We start from the raw sequence: 17575 nt of genomic DNA, 5'->3' as shown, positions 1-17575 counted from the left end.
GAGAACCCTAAGCTGCCGAGGCTTAGGGTTTTTTTGAACCTGAAAGTGATGAAAAACTAGAGGGGGCAGAAAAAATGAATGATTTATCGACAATGAGCAGCTTGTCAAAGGAAGAAATTTTACAGCTGATTGAAGAAGCATGTGCATTGAAAAAAGGGAAACAGGAACATGGTTTAGCAGGTGAATTTGTAGCGAACCTCTTCTTTGAACCAAGTACAAGAACGCGTTTTAGCTTTGAGGTGGCAGAGAAGAAACTTGGAATGAATGTGCTGAACCTAGACGCAGCAAGTACCTCTGTTCAAAAGGGAGAGACCCTTTACGATACAGTGAAAACACTTGAATCCATCGGAGTCAAGGCATGTGTCATCAGAGACAGTACAGACGAATATTACAAAGAGCTGATTGGGAAGGTCGGGATTCCAATCATTAATGCGGGAGATGGCTGCGGTCAGCATCCTACCCAATCATTGCTGGATTTGATGACGATTTATGAAGAGTTTGGCGGTTTTGAAGGATTAACGGTCTCGATTCATGGTGATATCAAACATAGCAGGGTGGCAAGGTCCAATGCTGAAGTCCTCGCAAGACTAGGAGCGACAGTGCTCTTTTCAGGACCAGCTTCTTTCCAAGATGAACAAAATCCTCATGGAACGTATGTCGAAGTGGACGAAGCCATGAAGCGGTCTGACGTGGTGATGCTGCTGAGAATTCAGCATGAAAGACACTCAGAAAAGATGGGCAACGAGGGTTACTTATCGACTTATGGATTAACAGTAGACAGGGCAAGCAAAATGAAAGAAAGAGCAATTATTATGCATCCAGCACCAGTAAATAGAGGTGTTGAAATAGATGATTCATTAGTAGAGTCAAAACAGTCAAGGATTTTCAAACAAATGGAAAATGGTGTGTATATCCGAATGGCTGTGTTAAAAAGGGCTTTTCAAAATAGCAGACTACATCAAAAAGGGAGAGATTCTGTCTATGTCATATCTCATTAAAAACGGTTTTATTTTAACAAGCACAGGGGAAAGAGTGCAGCAGGATATTAGGGTAGAAGGAAAAGTGATTCAAGCAATGGGTCACTTAGAAAGAGAAGACGGAGAAGAAGTCATTGATGCAGCAGGGCTATTTGTATCACCAGGTTTGATTGATCTGCATGTGCATTTAAGAGAGCCAGGCGGCGAGAAAAAAGAAACCATTGAAACAGGTTCTAAGGCAGCAGCAAGAGGCGGGTATACGACCATTGCAGCGATGCCGAATACAAGACCAGTTCCAGATACAAAAGAACAAATGGAATGGCTGATGAATCGAATCAAAGAGACCTCCTCTGTAAGAGTACTGCCATACGCTTCCATCACGACGAGACAAATTGGCGAAGAGATGACAGACTTTGCAGCGTTAAAAGAAGCGGGCGCATTTGCCTTTACGGATGACGGTGTTGGTATTCAAACCGCAGGCATGATGTACGAAGCAATGAAAAAGGCAGCAAGCCTTGATCAAGCCATAGTGGCGCACTGTGAAGATAACTCACTCATTTATGGAGGATGCGTTCATGAAGGAGACTTTTCAAAAGCAAATGGGTTAAATGGGATACCGTCAATTTGTGAATCGGTGCATATTGCAAGAGATGTCCTCTTAGCAGAAGCAGCGAATTGTCATTATCATGTATGTCATATCAGTACAAAGGAATCCGTCCGAGTGGTACGCGATGCAAAAAAAGCAGGCATTCGTGTGACGGCTGAGGTCTCTCCACATCACCTTCTCTTATGTGATGCAGACATTCCAGGTCTTGACACAAACTATAAAATGAATCCGCCGCTCAGAGGAGCAGAAGATCGCGAGGCACTGATCGAGGGACTTTTAGATGGCACGATTGATTTTATTGCCACAGACCATGCACCGCATACAGAAGAAGAAAAGAACGAAACGATGCAGAGGGCACCATTTGGGATTGTCGGACTTGAAACAGCGTTCCCGCTTCTGTACACACGTTTTGTGAAAACAGGAGAATGGACATTAAAAGAACTAGTTGATTATATGACCATCAAACCAGCAGAAGCCTTTGCTCTTCCATACGGAAAGCTGGAAGAAGGTCAAATCGCTGATATCACACTGATTGATTTAAACAAAGAAATGGCAATTGACAAAAAAAGCTTCTTATCTAAAGGGCAAAATACACCGTTTGACAAATTGACTGTATCAGGATGGCCGGTCATGACACTTGCATCTGGGAAAGTCGTTTATGAAGAGGGGAGACTAGTAAAATGAAGAGACGCTTAGTGTTAGAAAACGGAACAGTATTCGAAGGAACAGGCTTTGGCAGCTTAGAACCGTCAGTCGGAGAAGTCGTCTTTAACACAGGGATGACAGGCTATCAAGAAATTTTGTCTGACCCGTCGTACTGCGGACAAATTGTCACACTCACTTACCCGCTGATCGGCAACTATGGCATTAACCGTGATGATTTTGAATCGATCACACCGTTTGTGAAAGGGCTGATCGTGAAAGAGCTTTGTGAAAAGCCTTCAAACTGGCGCTCTTCATACTCACTTGATGAGTATTTAAAAATGAAAAATATCCCGGGTCTTAGCGGCATTGATACACGCAAGCTCACGCGCATGATTCGAAGTGCAGGTACATTAAGAGGAGCTTTTGCAGGACCGGATGAACAAGTAGAAGACGTTGTGAGCCGCCTTCAAACAATGCAGCTACCAACAGATCAAGTAAGCCAAGTATCTGTGAAAAATGCGTATCCAAGTCCAGGAAGAGGCAAAAGAATTGTGCTTGTCGATTTCGGCATGAAGCATGGCATTTTGCGCGAACTCAATAAGCGAGATTGTGATGTCATTGTGGTGCCATACAATATCACGGCAGATGAAGTATTACAGTTAAAACCAGATGGCATCATGCTTTCAAACGGACCTGGGGATCCAGTCGATGTGCCAGAAGCGGTTGAAATGATTCAGCAGCTGATTGGAAAGGTACCACTCTTTGGTATCTGCCTAGGACACCAGTTATTCGCGCTTGCGTGCGGCGCAAGTACAGAAAAAATGAAATTTGGGCATAGAGGATCCAATCATCCAGTCAAAGAACTAGCAACTGGCAAGGTAACCTTGACGTCTCAAAACCATGGCTACACGGTTAGCGCCATTAATGAAGACGTGCTTGAAGTCACACATATTGCGCTAAATGATAATACGATTGAAGGATTAAAACATAAAGAAGCACCAGCATTCACTGTCCAGTATCACCCAGAAGCATCACCGGGTCCAGAAGATGCGAACTACTTATTTGACGAGTTCATGGACATGATTCATACAACTGAGAAAGAAGGGGAAGAAGTATGCCAAAACGCGTAGATATCAAAAAGATTTTAGTGATCGGTTCAGGTCCAATCATCATCGGTCAGGCAGCGGAGTTTGACTATGCAGGCACACAGGCTTGCTTAGCGCTAAAAGAAGAGGGCTATGAAGTCGTTCTTGTGAACTCTAACCCTGCGACGATCATGACGGATACAGAAATGGCCGATAAGGTATACATCGAACCACTGACACCAGAATTTTTAACACGAATCATTCGAAAAGAACGTCCTGATGCGATTCTGCCGACACTTGGCGGACAAACTGGATTGAACCTTGCTGTTGAATTATCAGATCTTGGTGTACTCGCTGAATGCGGTGTTGAAGTACTAGGGACCAAGCTGTCAGCTATTCAAAAAGCAGAGGACAGAGATTTATTCCGTAATCTAATGAATGAATTAAATGAACCTGTACCAGAAAGTGAAATCATCCATAACCTTGAAGAAGCGATGGCATTCACAGATCAAATCGGTTTCCCAGTCATTGTTAGACCAGCCTATACACTAGGCGGAACAGGCGGCGGAATTTGTACAAATGAGCAAGAATTAAAAGAAATCGTCGAGAATGGACTGAAGTTAAGTCCGGTGACACAATGTTTGCTTGAAAAAAGTATCGCAGGCTTTAAAGAAATTGAATATGAGGTCATGCGTGACAGCGGAGATCATGCCATTGTGGTTTGTAACATGGAAAACTTTGATCCTGTCGGCATCCACACAGGTGACAGTATCGTTGTGGCACCAAGTCAAACGCTAAGTGATCGTGAATATCAGCTGCTTCGTAATGTGTCACTCAAGCTGATCCGTGCACTTGGCATTGAAGGTGGATGTAACGTACAGCTGGCGATTGATCCAGACAGCTTCCAATACTATATTATCGAAGTAAACCCCCGCGTGAGCCGTTCTTCTGCTCTTGCGTCTAAAGCAACTGGATATCCAATTGCAAAACTTGCAGCGAAAATCGCAGTCGGCCTAACACTTGATGAAATGATGAACCCAGTCACAGGCAAAACATATGCAGCGTTCGAGCCAGCACTTGACTATATTGTTTCAAAAATCCCGCGCTGGCCGTTCGATAAATTTGAATCTGCCAACAGACGACTTGGAACACAAATGAAAGCAACGGGTGAAGTCATGGCGATTGGCCGCACATTAGAAGAGTCTCTTTTAAAGGCTGTTCGTTCACTTGAAGCAGATGTGCATCACATTGAATTAAAAGACGAAGCGGACATTACAAACGAAGTGCTTGAAAAGCGGATTATCAAAGCAGGAGATGAGCGTCTGTTTTATATCGCTGAGGCGCTAAGAAGAGGCTATACTGTCGAACAGATTCATGAATTCTCGAAAATTGATTATTTCTTCCTTCATAAACTGGAAGGCATCATCGCTTTTGAAAAGACACTAAAAGAAAACAAAGGCAATGTAGACGTTTTAAAAGAAGCGAAAGAAAAAGGTTTCTCAGATATTTATATTAGCCGCGAATGGAATATGAATGAGGCAGATGTCTATAACCTAAGAACAGAAGCAGGCATCGTTCCTGTGTATAAGATGGTGGACACATGTGCGGCAGAATTTGAATCAGAAACACCGTATTTCTACAGCACATATGAAGATGAAAATGAATCCGAACGAACAGATAATAAAAGTGTCATCGTGCTAGGCTCAGGTCCAATCAGAATCGGACAAGGGGTTGAATTCGATTATGCGACCGTTCATTCAGTGTGGGCAATCAAACAAGCAGGCTATGAATCCATTATTATTAACAACAACCCTGAAACCGTCTCAACAGACTTTAGTATTTCAGATAAGCTCTACTTTGAACCACTCACTGTAGAAGATGTGATGCACATCATCGACCTTGAACAACCAGAAGGTGTCGTTGTTCAGTTTGGCGGACAAACAGCGATTAACTTAGCAGATGAATTATCAAATAGAGGGGTTAAGATTCTTGGAACTTCGCTTGAAGACCTTGACCGTGCGGAAAACCGTGACAAGTTTGAACAAACATTAGAAACACTCGGCGTGCCGCAGCCAAATGGTAAGACAGCAACGTCTGTGCCAGAGGCAGTAGCGATTGCGAATCAAATCGGTTACCCCGTGCTTGTCCGTCCTTCCTATGTATTAGGCGGCCGTGCAATGGAAATTGTGTATCAAGAAGCTGAGCTCCTTCACTACATGGAGAATGCGGTGAAAGTCAATCCGCAGCATCCAGTGCTCATTGACAAGTATTTGACAGGAAAAGAAATTGAAGTAGATGCTGTGTCTGACGGAGAAACGGTTGTCATACCAGGCATTATGGAACACATTGAAAGAGCCGGCGTTCACTCTGGAGACTCCATTGCGGTCTACCCGCCGCAAACTTTGTCTGAGGACATCAAAGCGAAAATCGCAGAATACACGATTAAACTCGCAAAAGGCCTTAACATCATTGGGCTTTTGAACATTCAATTTGTTCTATCAAAAGGTGAAGTGTACGTACTTGAAGTGAATCCGCGTTCAAGCCGGACTGTCCCATTCTTAAGTAAAATTACAGGCATTCCAATGGCGAACTTAGCTACAAAGGTTATTTTAGGAGAAAAACTGAAAAACTATGGCTACCAAGAAGGGCTTCATGTTGAGCAAGAAGGCGTATATGTTAAAGTTCCAGTCTTCTCTTTTGCAAAACTAAGAAGAGTAGATATTACACTAGGGCCTGAAATGAAATCAACAGGTGAAGTCATGGGGAAAGATGTCACAATCGAAAAAGCCCTCTACAAAGGGTTGATTGCATCAGGCATTCAAATTCCAAAAGACGGAACGGTTCTCCTGACAGTGGCTGATAAAGATAAAGAAGAAGGACTTGAGATTGCAAGAAGATTCCATTCCATCGGCTATCATATTTTAGCAACAGAAGGAACAGCGAATTACTTAAAACAAGCTTCCATTCCATCAAGTGTTGTCGGCAAAATAGGAGAAGAAGGAAAGAATCTGCTGGATGTCATTCGAAATGGTGAAGCCCAATTTGTCATCAACACCTTAACAAAAGGAAAACAGCCAGCAAGAGACGGCTTTAGAATTAGACGTGAATCTGTTGAAAATGGTGTCGCTTGCTTAACGTCACTAGATACAGCGGAAGCGATTTTAAGAGTGCTAGAGAGCATGACATTTAGAGCAGATGAAATGCCAGAAGTGAAAACGAATGCTGAGGTGACAGTAACGATATGAAAAAAGCATACTTGACGGTCGTCTCAAACCGAGAGATCGCTGATCATATTTACGAAATGACATTAAAGGGTGATCTTGTTGAATCCTTTCAAACAGCTGGACAGTTTCTTCATATAAAGGTCAGTGAATCCATGACACCGCTGCTGAGAAGACCGATCAGTATTGCCAACATTCATGCCGAAAAGCAAGAAGCAACCATCATTTACCGTGCAGAGGGAGAGGGCACAAAGCTCCTTTCCCAAAAGCGGGCGGGAGAGTCAGTCGATGTGTTAGGACCGCTTGGAAACGGCTATGACCCTTCAGTCGTTCAGGCCGGACAGACCGCATTATTAGTTGGTGGAGGAATCGGTGTGCCTCCGCTATATGAACTGTCTAAGCGGTTAACGAAAAAAGGCGTCATCGTAAAACATGTTCTCGGTTTTCAATCGAAAAAGGATGTATTTTATGAGGAGAAGTTTCAAGCACTCGGAGATACGTTTATCGCAACCGTTGATGGGACATATGGTTCGAAAGGTTTCGTGACAAATGTCATTGAAGAGAATGAGCTGGACTTTGATGTCTTGCTTTCCTGTGGACCGACACCTATGTTAAAAGCACTAAAAGACTCTTATCCCGACAAGCCTGTCTATATTTCAATGGAAGAACGAATGGGCTGCGGAATCGGTGCATGCTTTGCTTGTGTCTGTCATACCGATCAGCACGAGAAACCGTATGTTAAAGTTTGTCTGGATGGACCTGTTTTTAAAGCGGAGGAGGTGGCGCTATCATGCTAAACATCGAATTACCCGGCTTATCTTTAAAAAATCCAATCATTCCTGCATCAGGCTGTTTTGGATTTGGAAAAGAATTCGCATCATTATATGACCTTTCCTTGCTGGGTGGCATCATGATTAAAGCCACGACCCTTGAACCGAGATTTGGCAACCCGACACCGAGGGTAGCTGAGACAGGAGCCGGTATGCTGAATGCGATTGGTCTCCAAAATCCAGGTCTAAAAGGCGTGCTTGAACATGAATTACCTTGGCTTGAGCAGTTCGATACCCCTATTATTGCCAATGTTGCTGGATCACAAGTTGATGATTATGTTGAAGTAGCAAAGCAAATTAGTCAAGCAAGCAATGTTCACGCCCTTGAACTGAATATCTCGTGTCCGAATGTGAAAACAGGCGGAATTGCCTTTGGGACCGATCCAGAAATGGCGGCTACATTGACAAAAGCTGTTAAGGAAGTTTCCTCCGTTCCTGTTTATGTGAAACTGTCACCTAATGTAGCCAATATCGTTGAGATTGCTAAAGCGATTGAATCGGCTGGAGCGGATGGACTCACCATGATCAATACCTTGATTGGGATGCGTTTAGATTTAAAAACAGGCAAACCCATTCTTGCCAATAAAACAGGGGGATTATCAGGTCCTGCTGTAAAGCCTGTTGCCATCCGAATGGTGCATGAGGTCAGTCAGGCCGTTTCTATTCCGATTATTGGGATGGGCGGGGTGCAAAGCGCTGAAGATGTACTTGAATTTTTACTAGCTGGCGCAAGTGCGGTAGCTGTTGGGACAGCCAATTTTGTGAACCCATTTATTTGCCCGGAAATCATTGATGAACTGCCGAATGTGTTAGCGGCTTATGGGTATTCATCTGTAGAGGAATGCATCGGAAGGAGCTGGAAACATGAAGCACTTGCCCATCATCGCGCTTGATTTTCCATCAGGACAGGAGGCGCACGCCTTTATAGATCGTTTTGAAGGCACTCCATTATTCGTAAAGGTCGGCATGGAGCTGTTTTACCAAGAAGGTCCTGCCATTATTGACGCACTGAAAGAAAAAAATTGCCGTATTTTCCTTGATCTAAAGCTTCATGACATTCCAACAACTGTGCAAAAAGCGATGAACAGGCTTGCTGCACTTGGTGTTGATTTGGTGAATGTACATGCAGCCGGCGGGAAAAGAATGATGCAGGCGGCCGTAGAGGGGCTTGAAAGCGGAACCCCTGCCGGGCAAAATCGCCCGGCTATTATTGCAGTGACCCAGCTGACAAGCACGTCAGAAGATATGATGAAAAAAGAATTACTAATTGACCGCCCATTGCAAGAGGCGGTGCTTCATTATGGACAATTGGCATATGAAAGTGGACTTGATGGTGTGGTGTGCTCTGTTCATGAATCAAAACAGCTTCATGAACAAATCTCTCCTTCCTTTCTCACTGTGACGCCAGGAATTCGCTTACCAAATGATCAAACGGATGACCAAAAGCGTGTGGCGACACCTGCCTTTGCCAAAGAACAGGGTGTTTCACAGATTGTTGTGGGAAGATCGATCACAAAAGCCACAAACCCAGTGGAAGCTTATCAACAAATTTTGAAAGAGTGGGAGTGACTGCCGGATGAAAACGAAAATCGCGAAGCATTTATTACAAATCAAAGCTGTCTCTTTAAAACCAGACGAACCATTTACATGGGCGAGCGGTATCAAATCACCGATTTACTGTGACAATCGCCTCACCTTGTCTTATCCTGAGGTCAGAGGGGACATTGCGGAAGGTTTAAAAGACTTGATTCTCACTCATTTTGAAGGAGCGGAAGTTGTCGCAGGTACAGCTACAGCTGGCATTCCTCATGCGGCATTAGCAGCTGATCGTCTGAACGTACCGATGTGTTATGTAAGAAGTAAACCAAAAGCACACGGAAAAGGAAATCAAATTGAAGGAGCCGTATCACCTGGACAAAAGGTGGTTGTCGTAGAAGACCTCATCTCAACTGGAGGCAGCGTTCTTGAAGTTGTGGCTGCTCTAGAAGAAGAAGGCTGTGACGTACTCGGAGTTGTTGCGATCTTCACTTATGGACTGCCAAAAGCAGCTGCGGCTTTTCAAGAGAAAAACATTCCCTATGTTACGCTGACAGACTATGACACACTGACAGAAGTGGCACTTGAGCTAAAAGCAATTGAGCCTTCTGCTATGAATAAACTAAAACGCTGGAGACAGGATCCTTCGTCTGAATCTTGGATGGAAGAAACGGTCTAAAAAGCTTGTCTTGTTTTAAAAAAGCTGTGCTGCACTGCACAGTTTTTTATTTGGTTAAAAATAGTAAAATAGACTCAAATTTAAATAAAAACTAATCCTATCAATAAAGTCGGGTTGACTTTTGTTTGAATTGTGTTAATATTTAATACAAATTAAAACTCTTATCCAGAGAGGTGGAGGGACTGGCCCGATGAAGCCCGGCAACCTGCGATTTGCAAGGTGCTACTTCCTGCAAAATGATTCTATTTTGAAAGATAAGGAAATCGTGAGCTTCCTCATCTTTCTTTCGGACTGAAAGAAAGTTTTTTTATTTTAACGGTGAGGAGGAAGAGGAGATGGAACTGAAACAAAACCAGGATGAGGACTTAGTGAAGCACATGCAAGAGCTGATTGGGGATATGAAATTCGGTTCAATTACGTTGGTCGTTCAGGACGGTCAAGTGATTCAAGTGGAAAAAAATGAAAAAATCAGATTAAAGTAGTGCGGAGAATAGCAATAGAAGCAGTACTCCGGAAGGGGAGAAACAATGTTAACTTATGAAAATTGGCAAGAGCCGTCCATTACATTTCAAGAGGACGATTTGTATAAAGGGGCCCTATCTGTGCTGAAATGGGCGTACGGCCACTATGGTGATCAGCTCGTTTATGCATGCAGTTTTGGCATTGAGGGCATTGTCCTGATCGATCTTATTGCGAAAGTAAAAAAAGATGCAAGAATTGTCTTTTTAGATACAGGTCTGCATTTCAAGGAAACATACGACACCATTGATGCAGTTAAGGAAAGATATCCTGGTTTAGACATCGTGCTGAAAACACCTGAGCTGACGGTGGAAGAGCAGAATGAGCAGCATGGTGATAAATTATGGGAAACGAATCCTCAAAGCTGCTGCCATATGAGAAAGGTCATTCCATTGCAAGAGGCACTATCTGGCTATCCAGCATGGCTGTCTGGTTTAAGAAGAGAGCAGTCGCCTAAACGAGCAGGTACGAACTTCTTAAATAAGGATGAAAAATTCCAATCAGTCAAAGTATGTCCGCTCATCCACTGGACGTGGAAGGACATATGGAGATATGCGTCTAGAGAGGATCTTACTTATAATCCGCTGCATGACCAAGGATATCCAAGCATCGGGTGTGCACCTTGTACACAGCCGGCATTTACTGCTGATGATTTGCGTTCTGGAAGATGGTCAGGGACAGCAAAGACTGAGTGCGGATTACATGAGTAAGGGAGCATAATGTATGGAAATCGCCGCAATTTTATTTAGCTTATTCTTTGCTTTAAATATTGGCGCAAGCGGAGCAGCCGCTTCGATGGGCATCGCATATGGTTCAGGTGCGATCAAAAAGCCAATATACGCGCTCAGCGTTTGTGCGGTTGGAATATTAGCAGGTTCAGTGATTGGCGGCGGTGAGGTCGTCAAAACGATCAGCTCCGGGATTATGCCGGAATCTGTCATCACACTTGAAATTGTGTGTATCATCATTGGCTCGGCCGCATTATCACTTTTCATAGCGAATCTCTTGGCCATTCCTTTATCCACAAGTGAGGTCACAGTAGGTGCTGTGGTCGGTGTGGCAGCCGCATATAAAGTGCTGTATGTGAAATCGATCTTAGTCATTGTCTCTTTTTGGGTGATTATTCCGATTGTTGCCTTTGTTTTTACCTTTGCTGTTGTCAAAATCATCAGATTGTTCCCTAAACGGACGTTATCCAAAAAAGGTACATTGATCTTATCTGTTGTTTTGATTATTAGTGGGTTTTTAGAAGCATTTTCAGCCGGCATGAACAATGTCGCTAATGCGGTCGGCCCGCTTGTCGCGTCAGGTGTTTTATCAGTCGGGCAAGGAACCCTTTACGGCGGAATCTTTGTGGCCATTGGGGCGCTGCTTCTAGGAAGAAGGGTACTAGAAACAAACGGAAAGAAAATTACACGCTATCAAACGGGTGAAGGCATTCTATTATCGAGCACCGGTGCAGGACTTGTCATCGTCAGCTCTATATTCGGACTCCCTGTTCCCCTTACTCAAATTACCTCCTCGTCCATTATTGGGCTTGGTATGGCAAAGGGTGGACCGAACATTTTTCATAAACATGTTGTGAAAAAAATGCTGAAGGTATGGGTTGTGTCACCTTTCTTATCACTTAGTCTATCTTATTTGTTGGTAAGCCTTTTCTTAAAAGGAGACTATTACTCTATCTTTATCATGATGAGTGTACTGCTTGCTTCACTAGGTGCACTGAGTCTTATGAAGGCAGTTAAAAATGAGAGCAGCTCGATTCATGAACAGGGCGGCGGGATTTAAATATAAATCCGACTATTAACATCTAATAAATATGAACATTGAGAGGAAGATGAACAAATGAGTTTAACACCACATGGTGGCGTATTAATTAATCGAGTAAATGAAGAATTTGATCTAAGCACAGCTGCGAAAGAAATTGAGCTGGATGCCATCTCTTTTGCAGACCTTGAACTCATCGCAATTGGCGGGTATAGTCCAATTGAAGGGTTTTTAACGAAAGCTGATTATGAAGCAGTTGTCAGCAGTATGCGACTAGCAAGTGGTGTCGTTTGGTCTCTTCCGATTACTTTGCCTGTCACAAAGGAAAAAGCAGCGGAGATCAATCGAGGTGACATTGTTCGTCTATCGTATAATGGAACAGTATACGGGGTCATTGAGGTGGAAGATCAATACACACCTGATAAGGAAAAGGAAGCAGTGAATGTGTATAAAACAGATGACCGCAATCACCCAGGCGTGAAAAAATTATTTGAACGCGGTGATACGTATATTGGTGGTAAAATTACACTGACGAAACGCAGTGAAAAACCTTTCCCGCAATTTACGTATGAGCCAGAAGAAACAAGAAAACATTTTAAAGAAAACGGCTGGAAAACCATTGTCGGTTTCCAAACGAGAAACCCAGTCCATCGTGCGCATGAATACATTCAAAAGACAGCACTGGAAACAGTGGATGGTCTATTTCTAAATCCACTTGTTGGTGAAACAAAATCTGATGATATTCCAGCAGATGTAAGAATGAAAAGCTATCAAGTGTTACTGAACGGTTATTACCCGAAAGACCGCGTCTTTTTAGGTGTTTTTCCTGCTGCCATGCGTTATGCTGGACCAAAGGAAGCGATTTTTCATGCGCTTGTGCGTAAAAATTATGGCTGTACACATTTTATTGTCGGCAGAGATCATGCAGGTGTTGGTGATTATTACGGCACATACGAAGCGCAGGAGCTATTTGAACAATTTACAAGCGAAGAAATTGGGATCACACCATTAAAATTTGAGCACAGCTTTTACTGCAATACATGTGAAGCCATGGCAACACCAAAAACATGCCCACATGATAAAAGCGAACATGTCATTCTCTCAGGTACAAAGGTCAGAACGATGCTGAGAAATGGTGAATTACCACCGAGCACGTTCAGCCGAAAAGAAGTCATTGAAACATTAATCGAAGGATTAAAAACGACGGTATCTTAAAGGAGGATATGACATGAGCAACGAACATATCGTTTGGCATGATTCATCTATTACTAAAAAAGAATATCAACAGAAAAACAACCATACAAGCGGAATCATTTGGCTGACAGGTCTAAGCGGTTCAGGTAAATCGACGATCGCCAACGCAGCGGCTCGAGAGCTGTTTGAACAGGGGTACCAAGTGACAGTTCTTGATGGCGATAACGTACGCCATGGACTCAATAAAGACTTAGGCTTTTCAGATGACGGCAGAAAAGAGAACATTCGGCGCATCGGTGAAGTGGCGAAATTATTTGTTGAGCAAGGAACGATTGTCATTACTGCTTTTATTTCACCATTTCAAGAAGACCGCCAAATCGTAAGACAGTTAGTCGAAGACGGAGAATTTCACGAAGTGTTTGTGAAATGTGATCTGAACGTGTGTGAAGAGCGTGATCCAAAGGGATTATATAAAAAAGCAAGAAACGGCGAAATTCCATTTTTCACGGGAATCGATTCACCATACGAAGAGCCAGCTGCGCCTGAGCTTGTCCTAAATACAGGTGAATTATCACGCGAGGAGTCAAAACAGCGCCTTGTTGATTATGTAAAGGATAAAACGAAATAATCGCTTGATGGCAGGGGGAGAAAGCAAGATGGGGAAAGTATACATTGTTGGTGCCGGACCGGGTGACCCAGACTTAATTACACTAAAGGCCCATAAGGCAATACAGCAGGCAGATGTCATTTTATATGATCGTCTTGTCAATCAAGAGATTCTTGCCCATGCCAAACCGGAGGCGGAGTTGATCTATTGCGGCAAACTGCCGAATCATCACACGATGAGACAGGAAGCGATTAACGAAGCACTTGTTGCTCATGCGAAGGAAGGGAACATAGTCGTTCGTCTAAAAGGCGGTGATCCCTTTGTATTTGGCCGTGGCGGTGAAGAAATCGAATGCTTAGCTGAGCATGGTATTCCGTATGAAGTTGTCCCGGGGATTACTTCTGGCATTGCAGCGGCTGCTTATGCAGGCATTCCAGTCACGCACCGAGAATTCAGCTCAAATGTTGCGTTTGTGACAGGGCATTATCAAAAGGATGAACATTTTGAAGAAAAGTGGGAAGCGCTGGCGACGGGGATTGATACCCTTGTCATTTACATGGGCGTCAAAAACGTGGAAAGAGTCCAGCGGTTGCTTTTGAAAAATGGGCGGAATCCTGAAACCCCAGCTGCGTTTATTCACTGGGGAACGACCACAAGGCAAAAGACGACTTGCTGCACGGTGGCGACACTATCTGAAACGGTTGAAAAAGAAGGGATCGAGCACCCAAGTTTAATCGTGGTAGGAGATGTCGTTCACTTTCATCAAAAGTTGAACTGGTTTGAACCAGCACTGATTGAGAAATGAAAACAAAGGTGAAAAGACACGTGTAGACATCGTGTCTTTTCGTCTGAATAAAACTAAGGTCGCAAGGAGGAGTCAAATGAAACAAGCTGTCCTTTATGTTGGGCATGGAAGCAGGGTAAAAGAAGCACAGGATAAAGCCATTTCTTTTATGAAAAGCTGTATGCCGTTAGTGGAAGCAGATATCCAAGAAATTTGTTTTTTAGAGTTGACGGACCCTTCAATCGAAGAAGGGTTTGAGACTTGTGTACAAAAAGGAGCAACCCACATTGCGATCGTCCCGCTCCTCCTTTTAACTGCCATGCATGCCAAATCAGATATTCCAGATGAGATTGTGAAAGTGCAAAAACGTTTCCCACAAGTGAAGGTGACATATGGAAGACCTATAGGCGTGAACCAAGAAGTCACGAAAGCGGTTATCGCAAGAATTGAAGAAGCTGGATACAAGGGAGAGCGTGCAAAAATTCTCTTAATTGGCCGCGGAAGCTCTGATCCAGATGTAAAGCGGGATGTGTTTGGCATTGCAGATGATGTCCGAAGCATGTTGCCTTGTGCAGAGGTTTTTCCGTGTTTTATTACAGCGTGTGAACCGAATTATCGTGACGTCTTAGCACAGTTAACAGTAGATGATGATACGCCTGTCTATCTCGTGCCTTATCTTTTATTTACCGGCATTTTAATGAAAGAGATTGAGAGTGAAGCGAATCAGGCGAGAGAGCGGCTGCGAGATGTCCGTGTCTGCCGGTATATTGGGTTTCATCCCCATGTAAAAGCAGCTTATATTGAACGTGTGCAGGAAACCATCTTAAACAAAGAGGATGCGTTTCGTTTTCAAGGAGAAAGCCATGCTTCCAGTTCATCTTGATCTAACCAATAAACACGTGCTAATTGCCGGCGGTGGAAGGATTGCGGCTAGAAGGACGAGTGCGCTATGCATGGAGCCATGCAGCATAACCATTGTGAGCCCTGACATTTGTGATGAAATGGCGAATCTCATTGAGACATATCAGCTGACTTGGAAGAAAAAGAAAGTGGATGCGGAAGATGTAAAGGATGCATTTTTAATTGTTGCTGCTACAGATGATCCTTCAGTAAACGAGTGGATGACGCAATCAGCGCTTCCTCATCAGCTCGTCAACTGTGTGAGCCAGTCAGAGCTAGGCAATGTGATTGTGCCAAAGGTTGTAAGGGCAGGAAAAGTGACAATCTCCATATCTACGAGTGGTGCAAGCCCAGCCCGCACTAAACAGCTGGCTGCGGCCATTGAGACCTTGCTTGAACAAGAGGATGTAGATGCACTGGATGAGCTCTATATAGAAAGAAAAAAAAGACAAAGAAAAAGCCGATAAAATCTCATCTAAAGATTTAATCGGCTTTTTTTTATTTTCTCAGCTTTAGGACAACATCCTCATCAGGCGTCACAAATAATGTTTGCTGTTGATCATACGTGACAAAGCCCGGTTTTGCTCCGTTTGGTTTTTTCACATGCCGGATTTTCGTATAATCGACAGGGACGGAGCTTGATTCTTTTGCCTTCGAGAAGTAGGCAGCAATTTGTGCCGCTTCAAGCAATGTTTGTTCATCAGGTGCTTTGTGACGAATGACAACATGTGATCCAGGAATATCCTTTGTGTGCAGCCAAATGTCATCACGAGCTGCCGCCTTTGTGGTCAAATATTCGTTTTGCTTGTTGTTTTTTCCAACGAGAATCGGAACACCTTGAGAAGATTCATATGCTTCAAGCTGAATGGCCGATGGTTTTTTCTTTTTGGCGTTGCGTTTTTGTTTGGGACGCAAATATTTTCCTTCCACCAGTTCTTCTCTTATTTCCTCTAAATCTTTTGGTGAGGCAGAGGACAGCTGCTGGATCAGCTCGTCAAAATAAACAATTTCTTCATGTGTTCGCTTGATTTGTTCATTTACGGCCTCTACTGCATTTTTTGCCTTTTGGTATTTTGTAAAATACGCTTGTGCATTTTCAGAAGGGGTTTTGTTTGTTTTGAGCGGGATCGTGATCTCTCCGCCTTCTTCATCATAATAATTGATAACAGTCGCTTCTTTATCCCCTTTTTTAATCGCATATATATTGGCAGTAAGCAATTCACCATAAAGCTGATACTTATGCGCATTTTGAGATTCTTCAAGCGTTCTTTTTAGTTTTTTCAGCTTGTTTTCATTTTTCTTTTTTTCATTCGCAACAAAACGTTCAAGGTCAGCCGCCTGCTGTTTGACTCTGTCTCTTTCAGCTTTTCCGAAATAAAAACGGTCAAGTAGCTCACTAAGAGAATCAAACGTCTTCATGTCACCATCGACATGCTGAAGTTCTAATAAATAAAAATACTCTTTCCCATCTTTTCTCGTGAGCTGAGGGGTAAAAGAATGCGCCTGAATGAGCTGAAACATCTCGAGCAATGTACTTGGAATCGTTTCCTGATTGGCAAGACCGGCCCTGTGGACAGCTTCCTTAGCAAACAGCGGAGAAACCCCAGAGAATGTATCGACAATTTGATTGGCGATTTTCCCTTCTTGAAAACGTAAATGCTTTAAAATATCTTCCTTCGTCACGTCAAAAGGATTCAGCTTTTGCTGTGCCGGCGGCAGAAGATATTGATGTCCGGGCAGCACCGTTCGATAGCTGTTCACAGATGGAGAAAGATGTTTCAGTCCGTCAATGATCTGCTCCGTTTCGTCCTCCACGAGAATTAAGTTGCTGTGCCGGCCCATAATTTCAATATATAGCTTACGGGTTTGTTCATCGCCAATTTCATTTCGGCTTCGCACGTGCAGCACGATCACCCGATCTAACCCAATTTGTTCAAAACGTTCAATGAACCCACCCTCAAGATGTTTTCTGAGGAGCATACAAAACATTGGTGGTTCGCTCGGGTTATCATCATGATGCTCAGTGAGCTGTACTCTTGCATAGCTCGGGTGAGCAGATAAAAGAAGCTTATGATTCTTCCCCTTTGACCGGATATGAAAAATCAGCTCATGCTTGTAGGGCTGATGTATTTTCGAAATTCTTCCGCCAGTTAATGTTTCTTGCAATTCATTTGTCATACCATATGTAAAAATGCCGTCAAATGACATGTTGGATACACCCTCT

Annotated in this window: 17 protein-coding genes and 1 riboswitch; of the genes, 16 read left to right on the top strand and 1 reads right to left on the bottom strand. The window is 43.4% G+C overall.

What is annotated here, in order from left to right; translation table 11 throughout:
* Window positions 1-74: 74 nt before the first annotated feature.
* The 16 genes from MHH23_RS13595 (at window position 75) to MHH23_RS13520 (ending at window position 15818) form a co-directional block, all read left to right on the top strand.
* Window positions 75-998: an aspartate carbamoyltransferase catalytic subunit gene (locus MHH23_RS13595; protein ID WP_217967231.1), complete on the top strand. Its 924-nt coding sequence runs from the start codon at window positions 75-77 to the stop codon at window positions 996-998.
* A complete protein-coding gene (locus MHH23_RS13590) occupies window positions 982-2268 on the top strand; it encodes a dihydroorotase (protein WP_035392124.1) in 1287 nt (428 codons plus the stop codon). The genes MHH23_RS13595 and MHH23_RS13590 overlap by 17 nt, the downstream gene beginning before the upstream one ends.
* Entirely contained in the window at window positions 2265-3359 is a 1095-nt protein-coding gene (locus MHH23_RS13585; RefSeq protein ID WP_019743288.1) for a carbamoyl phosphate synthase small subunit, read from the top strand. Before MHH23_RS13590 ends, MHH23_RS13585 begins: the two co-directional genes overlap by 4 nt.
* A complete protein-coding gene (gene carB, locus MHH23_RS13580; RefSeq protein ID WP_340959664.1) occupies window positions 3344-6559 on the top strand; it encodes a carbamoyl-phosphate synthase (glutamine-hydrolyzing) large subunit in 3216 nt (1071 codons plus the stop codon). The genes MHH23_RS13585 and carB overlap by 16 nt, the downstream gene beginning before the upstream one ends.
* Window positions 6556-7332, top strand: coding sequence for a dihydroorotate dehydrogenase electron transfer subunit (locus MHH23_RS13575; protein ID WP_007499709.1), 777 nt, complete (start codon window positions 6556-6558; stop codon window positions 7330-7332). The genes carB and MHH23_RS13575 overlap by 4 nt, the downstream gene beginning before the upstream one ends.
* Window positions 7326-8258: a dihydroorotate dehydrogenase gene (locus MHH23_RS13570; protein WP_017359348.1), complete on the top strand. Its 933-nt coding sequence runs from the start codon at window positions 7326-7328 to the stop codon at window positions 8256-8258. The genes MHH23_RS13575 and MHH23_RS13570 overlap by 7 nt, the downstream gene beginning before the upstream one ends.
* Window positions 8230-8934 carry an orotidine-5'-phosphate decarboxylase gene (gene pyrF / locus MHH23_RS13565; RefSeq protein ID WP_041507326.1) on the top strand — a complete coding sequence of 235 codons (705 nt, stop codon included), beginning with the start codon at window positions 8230-8232 and terminating at the stop codon, window positions 8932-8934. Before MHH23_RS13570 ends, pyrF begins: the two co-directional genes overlap by 29 nt.
* A gap of 7 nt (window positions 8935-8941) precedes the next feature.
* Window positions 8942-9580, top strand: a complete 639-nt coding sequence (pyrE, locus tag MHH23_RS13560; RefSeq protein ID WP_017359346.1) for an orotate phosphoribosyltransferase — start codon at window positions 8942-8944, stop codon at window positions 9578-9580.
* Between the two features lie 158 nt (window positions 9581-9738).
* Window positions 9739-9841: riboswitch (SAM riboswitch) on the top strand.
* A 116-nt stretch (window positions 9842-9957) separates the two neighbouring features.
* Window positions 9958-10062, top strand: coding sequence for a DUF2292 domain-containing protein (locus MHH23_RS13555; protein ID WP_373367998.1), 105 nt, complete (start codon window positions 9958-9960; stop codon window positions 10060-10062).
* Window positions 10063-10107: 45 nt separating this feature from the next.
* Window positions 10108-10809, top strand: a complete 702-nt coding sequence (locus MHH23_RS13550) for a phosphoadenylyl-sulfate reductase (RefSeq protein ID WP_008344917.1) — start codon at window positions 10108-10110, stop codon at window positions 10807-10809.
* A 13-nt stretch (window positions 10810-10822) separates the two neighbouring features.
* Entirely contained in the window at window positions 10823-11887 is a 1065-nt protein-coding gene (locus MHH23_RS13545) for an inorganic phosphate transporter (RefSeq protein WP_008344915.1), read from the top strand.
* Between the two features lie 57 nt (window positions 11888-11944).
* Window positions 11945-13081, top strand: coding sequence for a sulfate adenylyltransferase (sat, locus tag MHH23_RS13540; RefSeq protein WP_024720328.1), 1137 nt, complete (start codon window positions 11945-11947; stop codon window positions 13079-13081).
* A gap of 13 nt (window positions 13082-13094) precedes the next feature.
* A complete protein-coding gene (gene cysC / locus MHH23_RS13535; protein ID WP_340959662.1) occupies window positions 13095-13688 on the top strand; it encodes an adenylyl-sulfate kinase in 594 nt (197 codons plus the stop codon).
* A gap of 28 nt (window positions 13689-13716) precedes the next feature.
* Window positions 13717-14472 (top strand): uroporphyrinogen-III C-methyltransferase, encoded by a 756-nt coding sequence (gene cobA, locus MHH23_RS13530; protein WP_035700704.1) that lies wholly within the window; start codon window positions 13717-13719, stop codon window positions 14470-14472.
* A 76-nt stretch (window positions 14473-14548) separates the two neighbouring features.
* Complete coding sequence (locus MHH23_RS13525; RefSeq protein ID WP_024720330.1) at window positions 14549-15334, top strand: sirohydrochlorin chelatase; 786 nt, start codon at window positions 14549-14551, stop codon at window positions 15332-15334.
* Window positions 15315-15818 carry a precorrin-2 dehydrogenase/sirohydrochlorin ferrochelatase family protein gene (locus MHH23_RS13520; protein ID WP_039166748.1) on the top strand — a complete coding sequence of 168 codons (504 nt, stop codon included), beginning with the start codon at window positions 15315-15317 and terminating at the stop codon, window positions 15816-15818. Before MHH23_RS13525 ends, MHH23_RS13520 begins: the two co-directional genes overlap by 20 nt.
* Window positions 15819-15849: 31 nt before the next feature.
* Here MHH23_RS13520 and MHH23_RS13515 read toward each other — a convergent pair whose 3' ends face one another.
* Entirely contained in the window at window positions 15850-17559 is a 1710-nt protein-coding gene (locus MHH23_RS13515; protein WP_327872177.1) for an Rqc2 family fibronectin-binding protein, read from the bottom strand.
* Window positions 17560-17575: the final 16 nt, after the last annotated feature.

This window comes from Bacillus sp. FSL K6-3458 (assembly GCF_038005045.1).
Lineage (GTDB): Bacteria > Bacillota > Bacilli > Bacillales > Bacillaceae > Bacillus > Bacillus altitudinis.
This window is presented reverse-complemented; position numbering and strand designations above follow the sequence as displayed.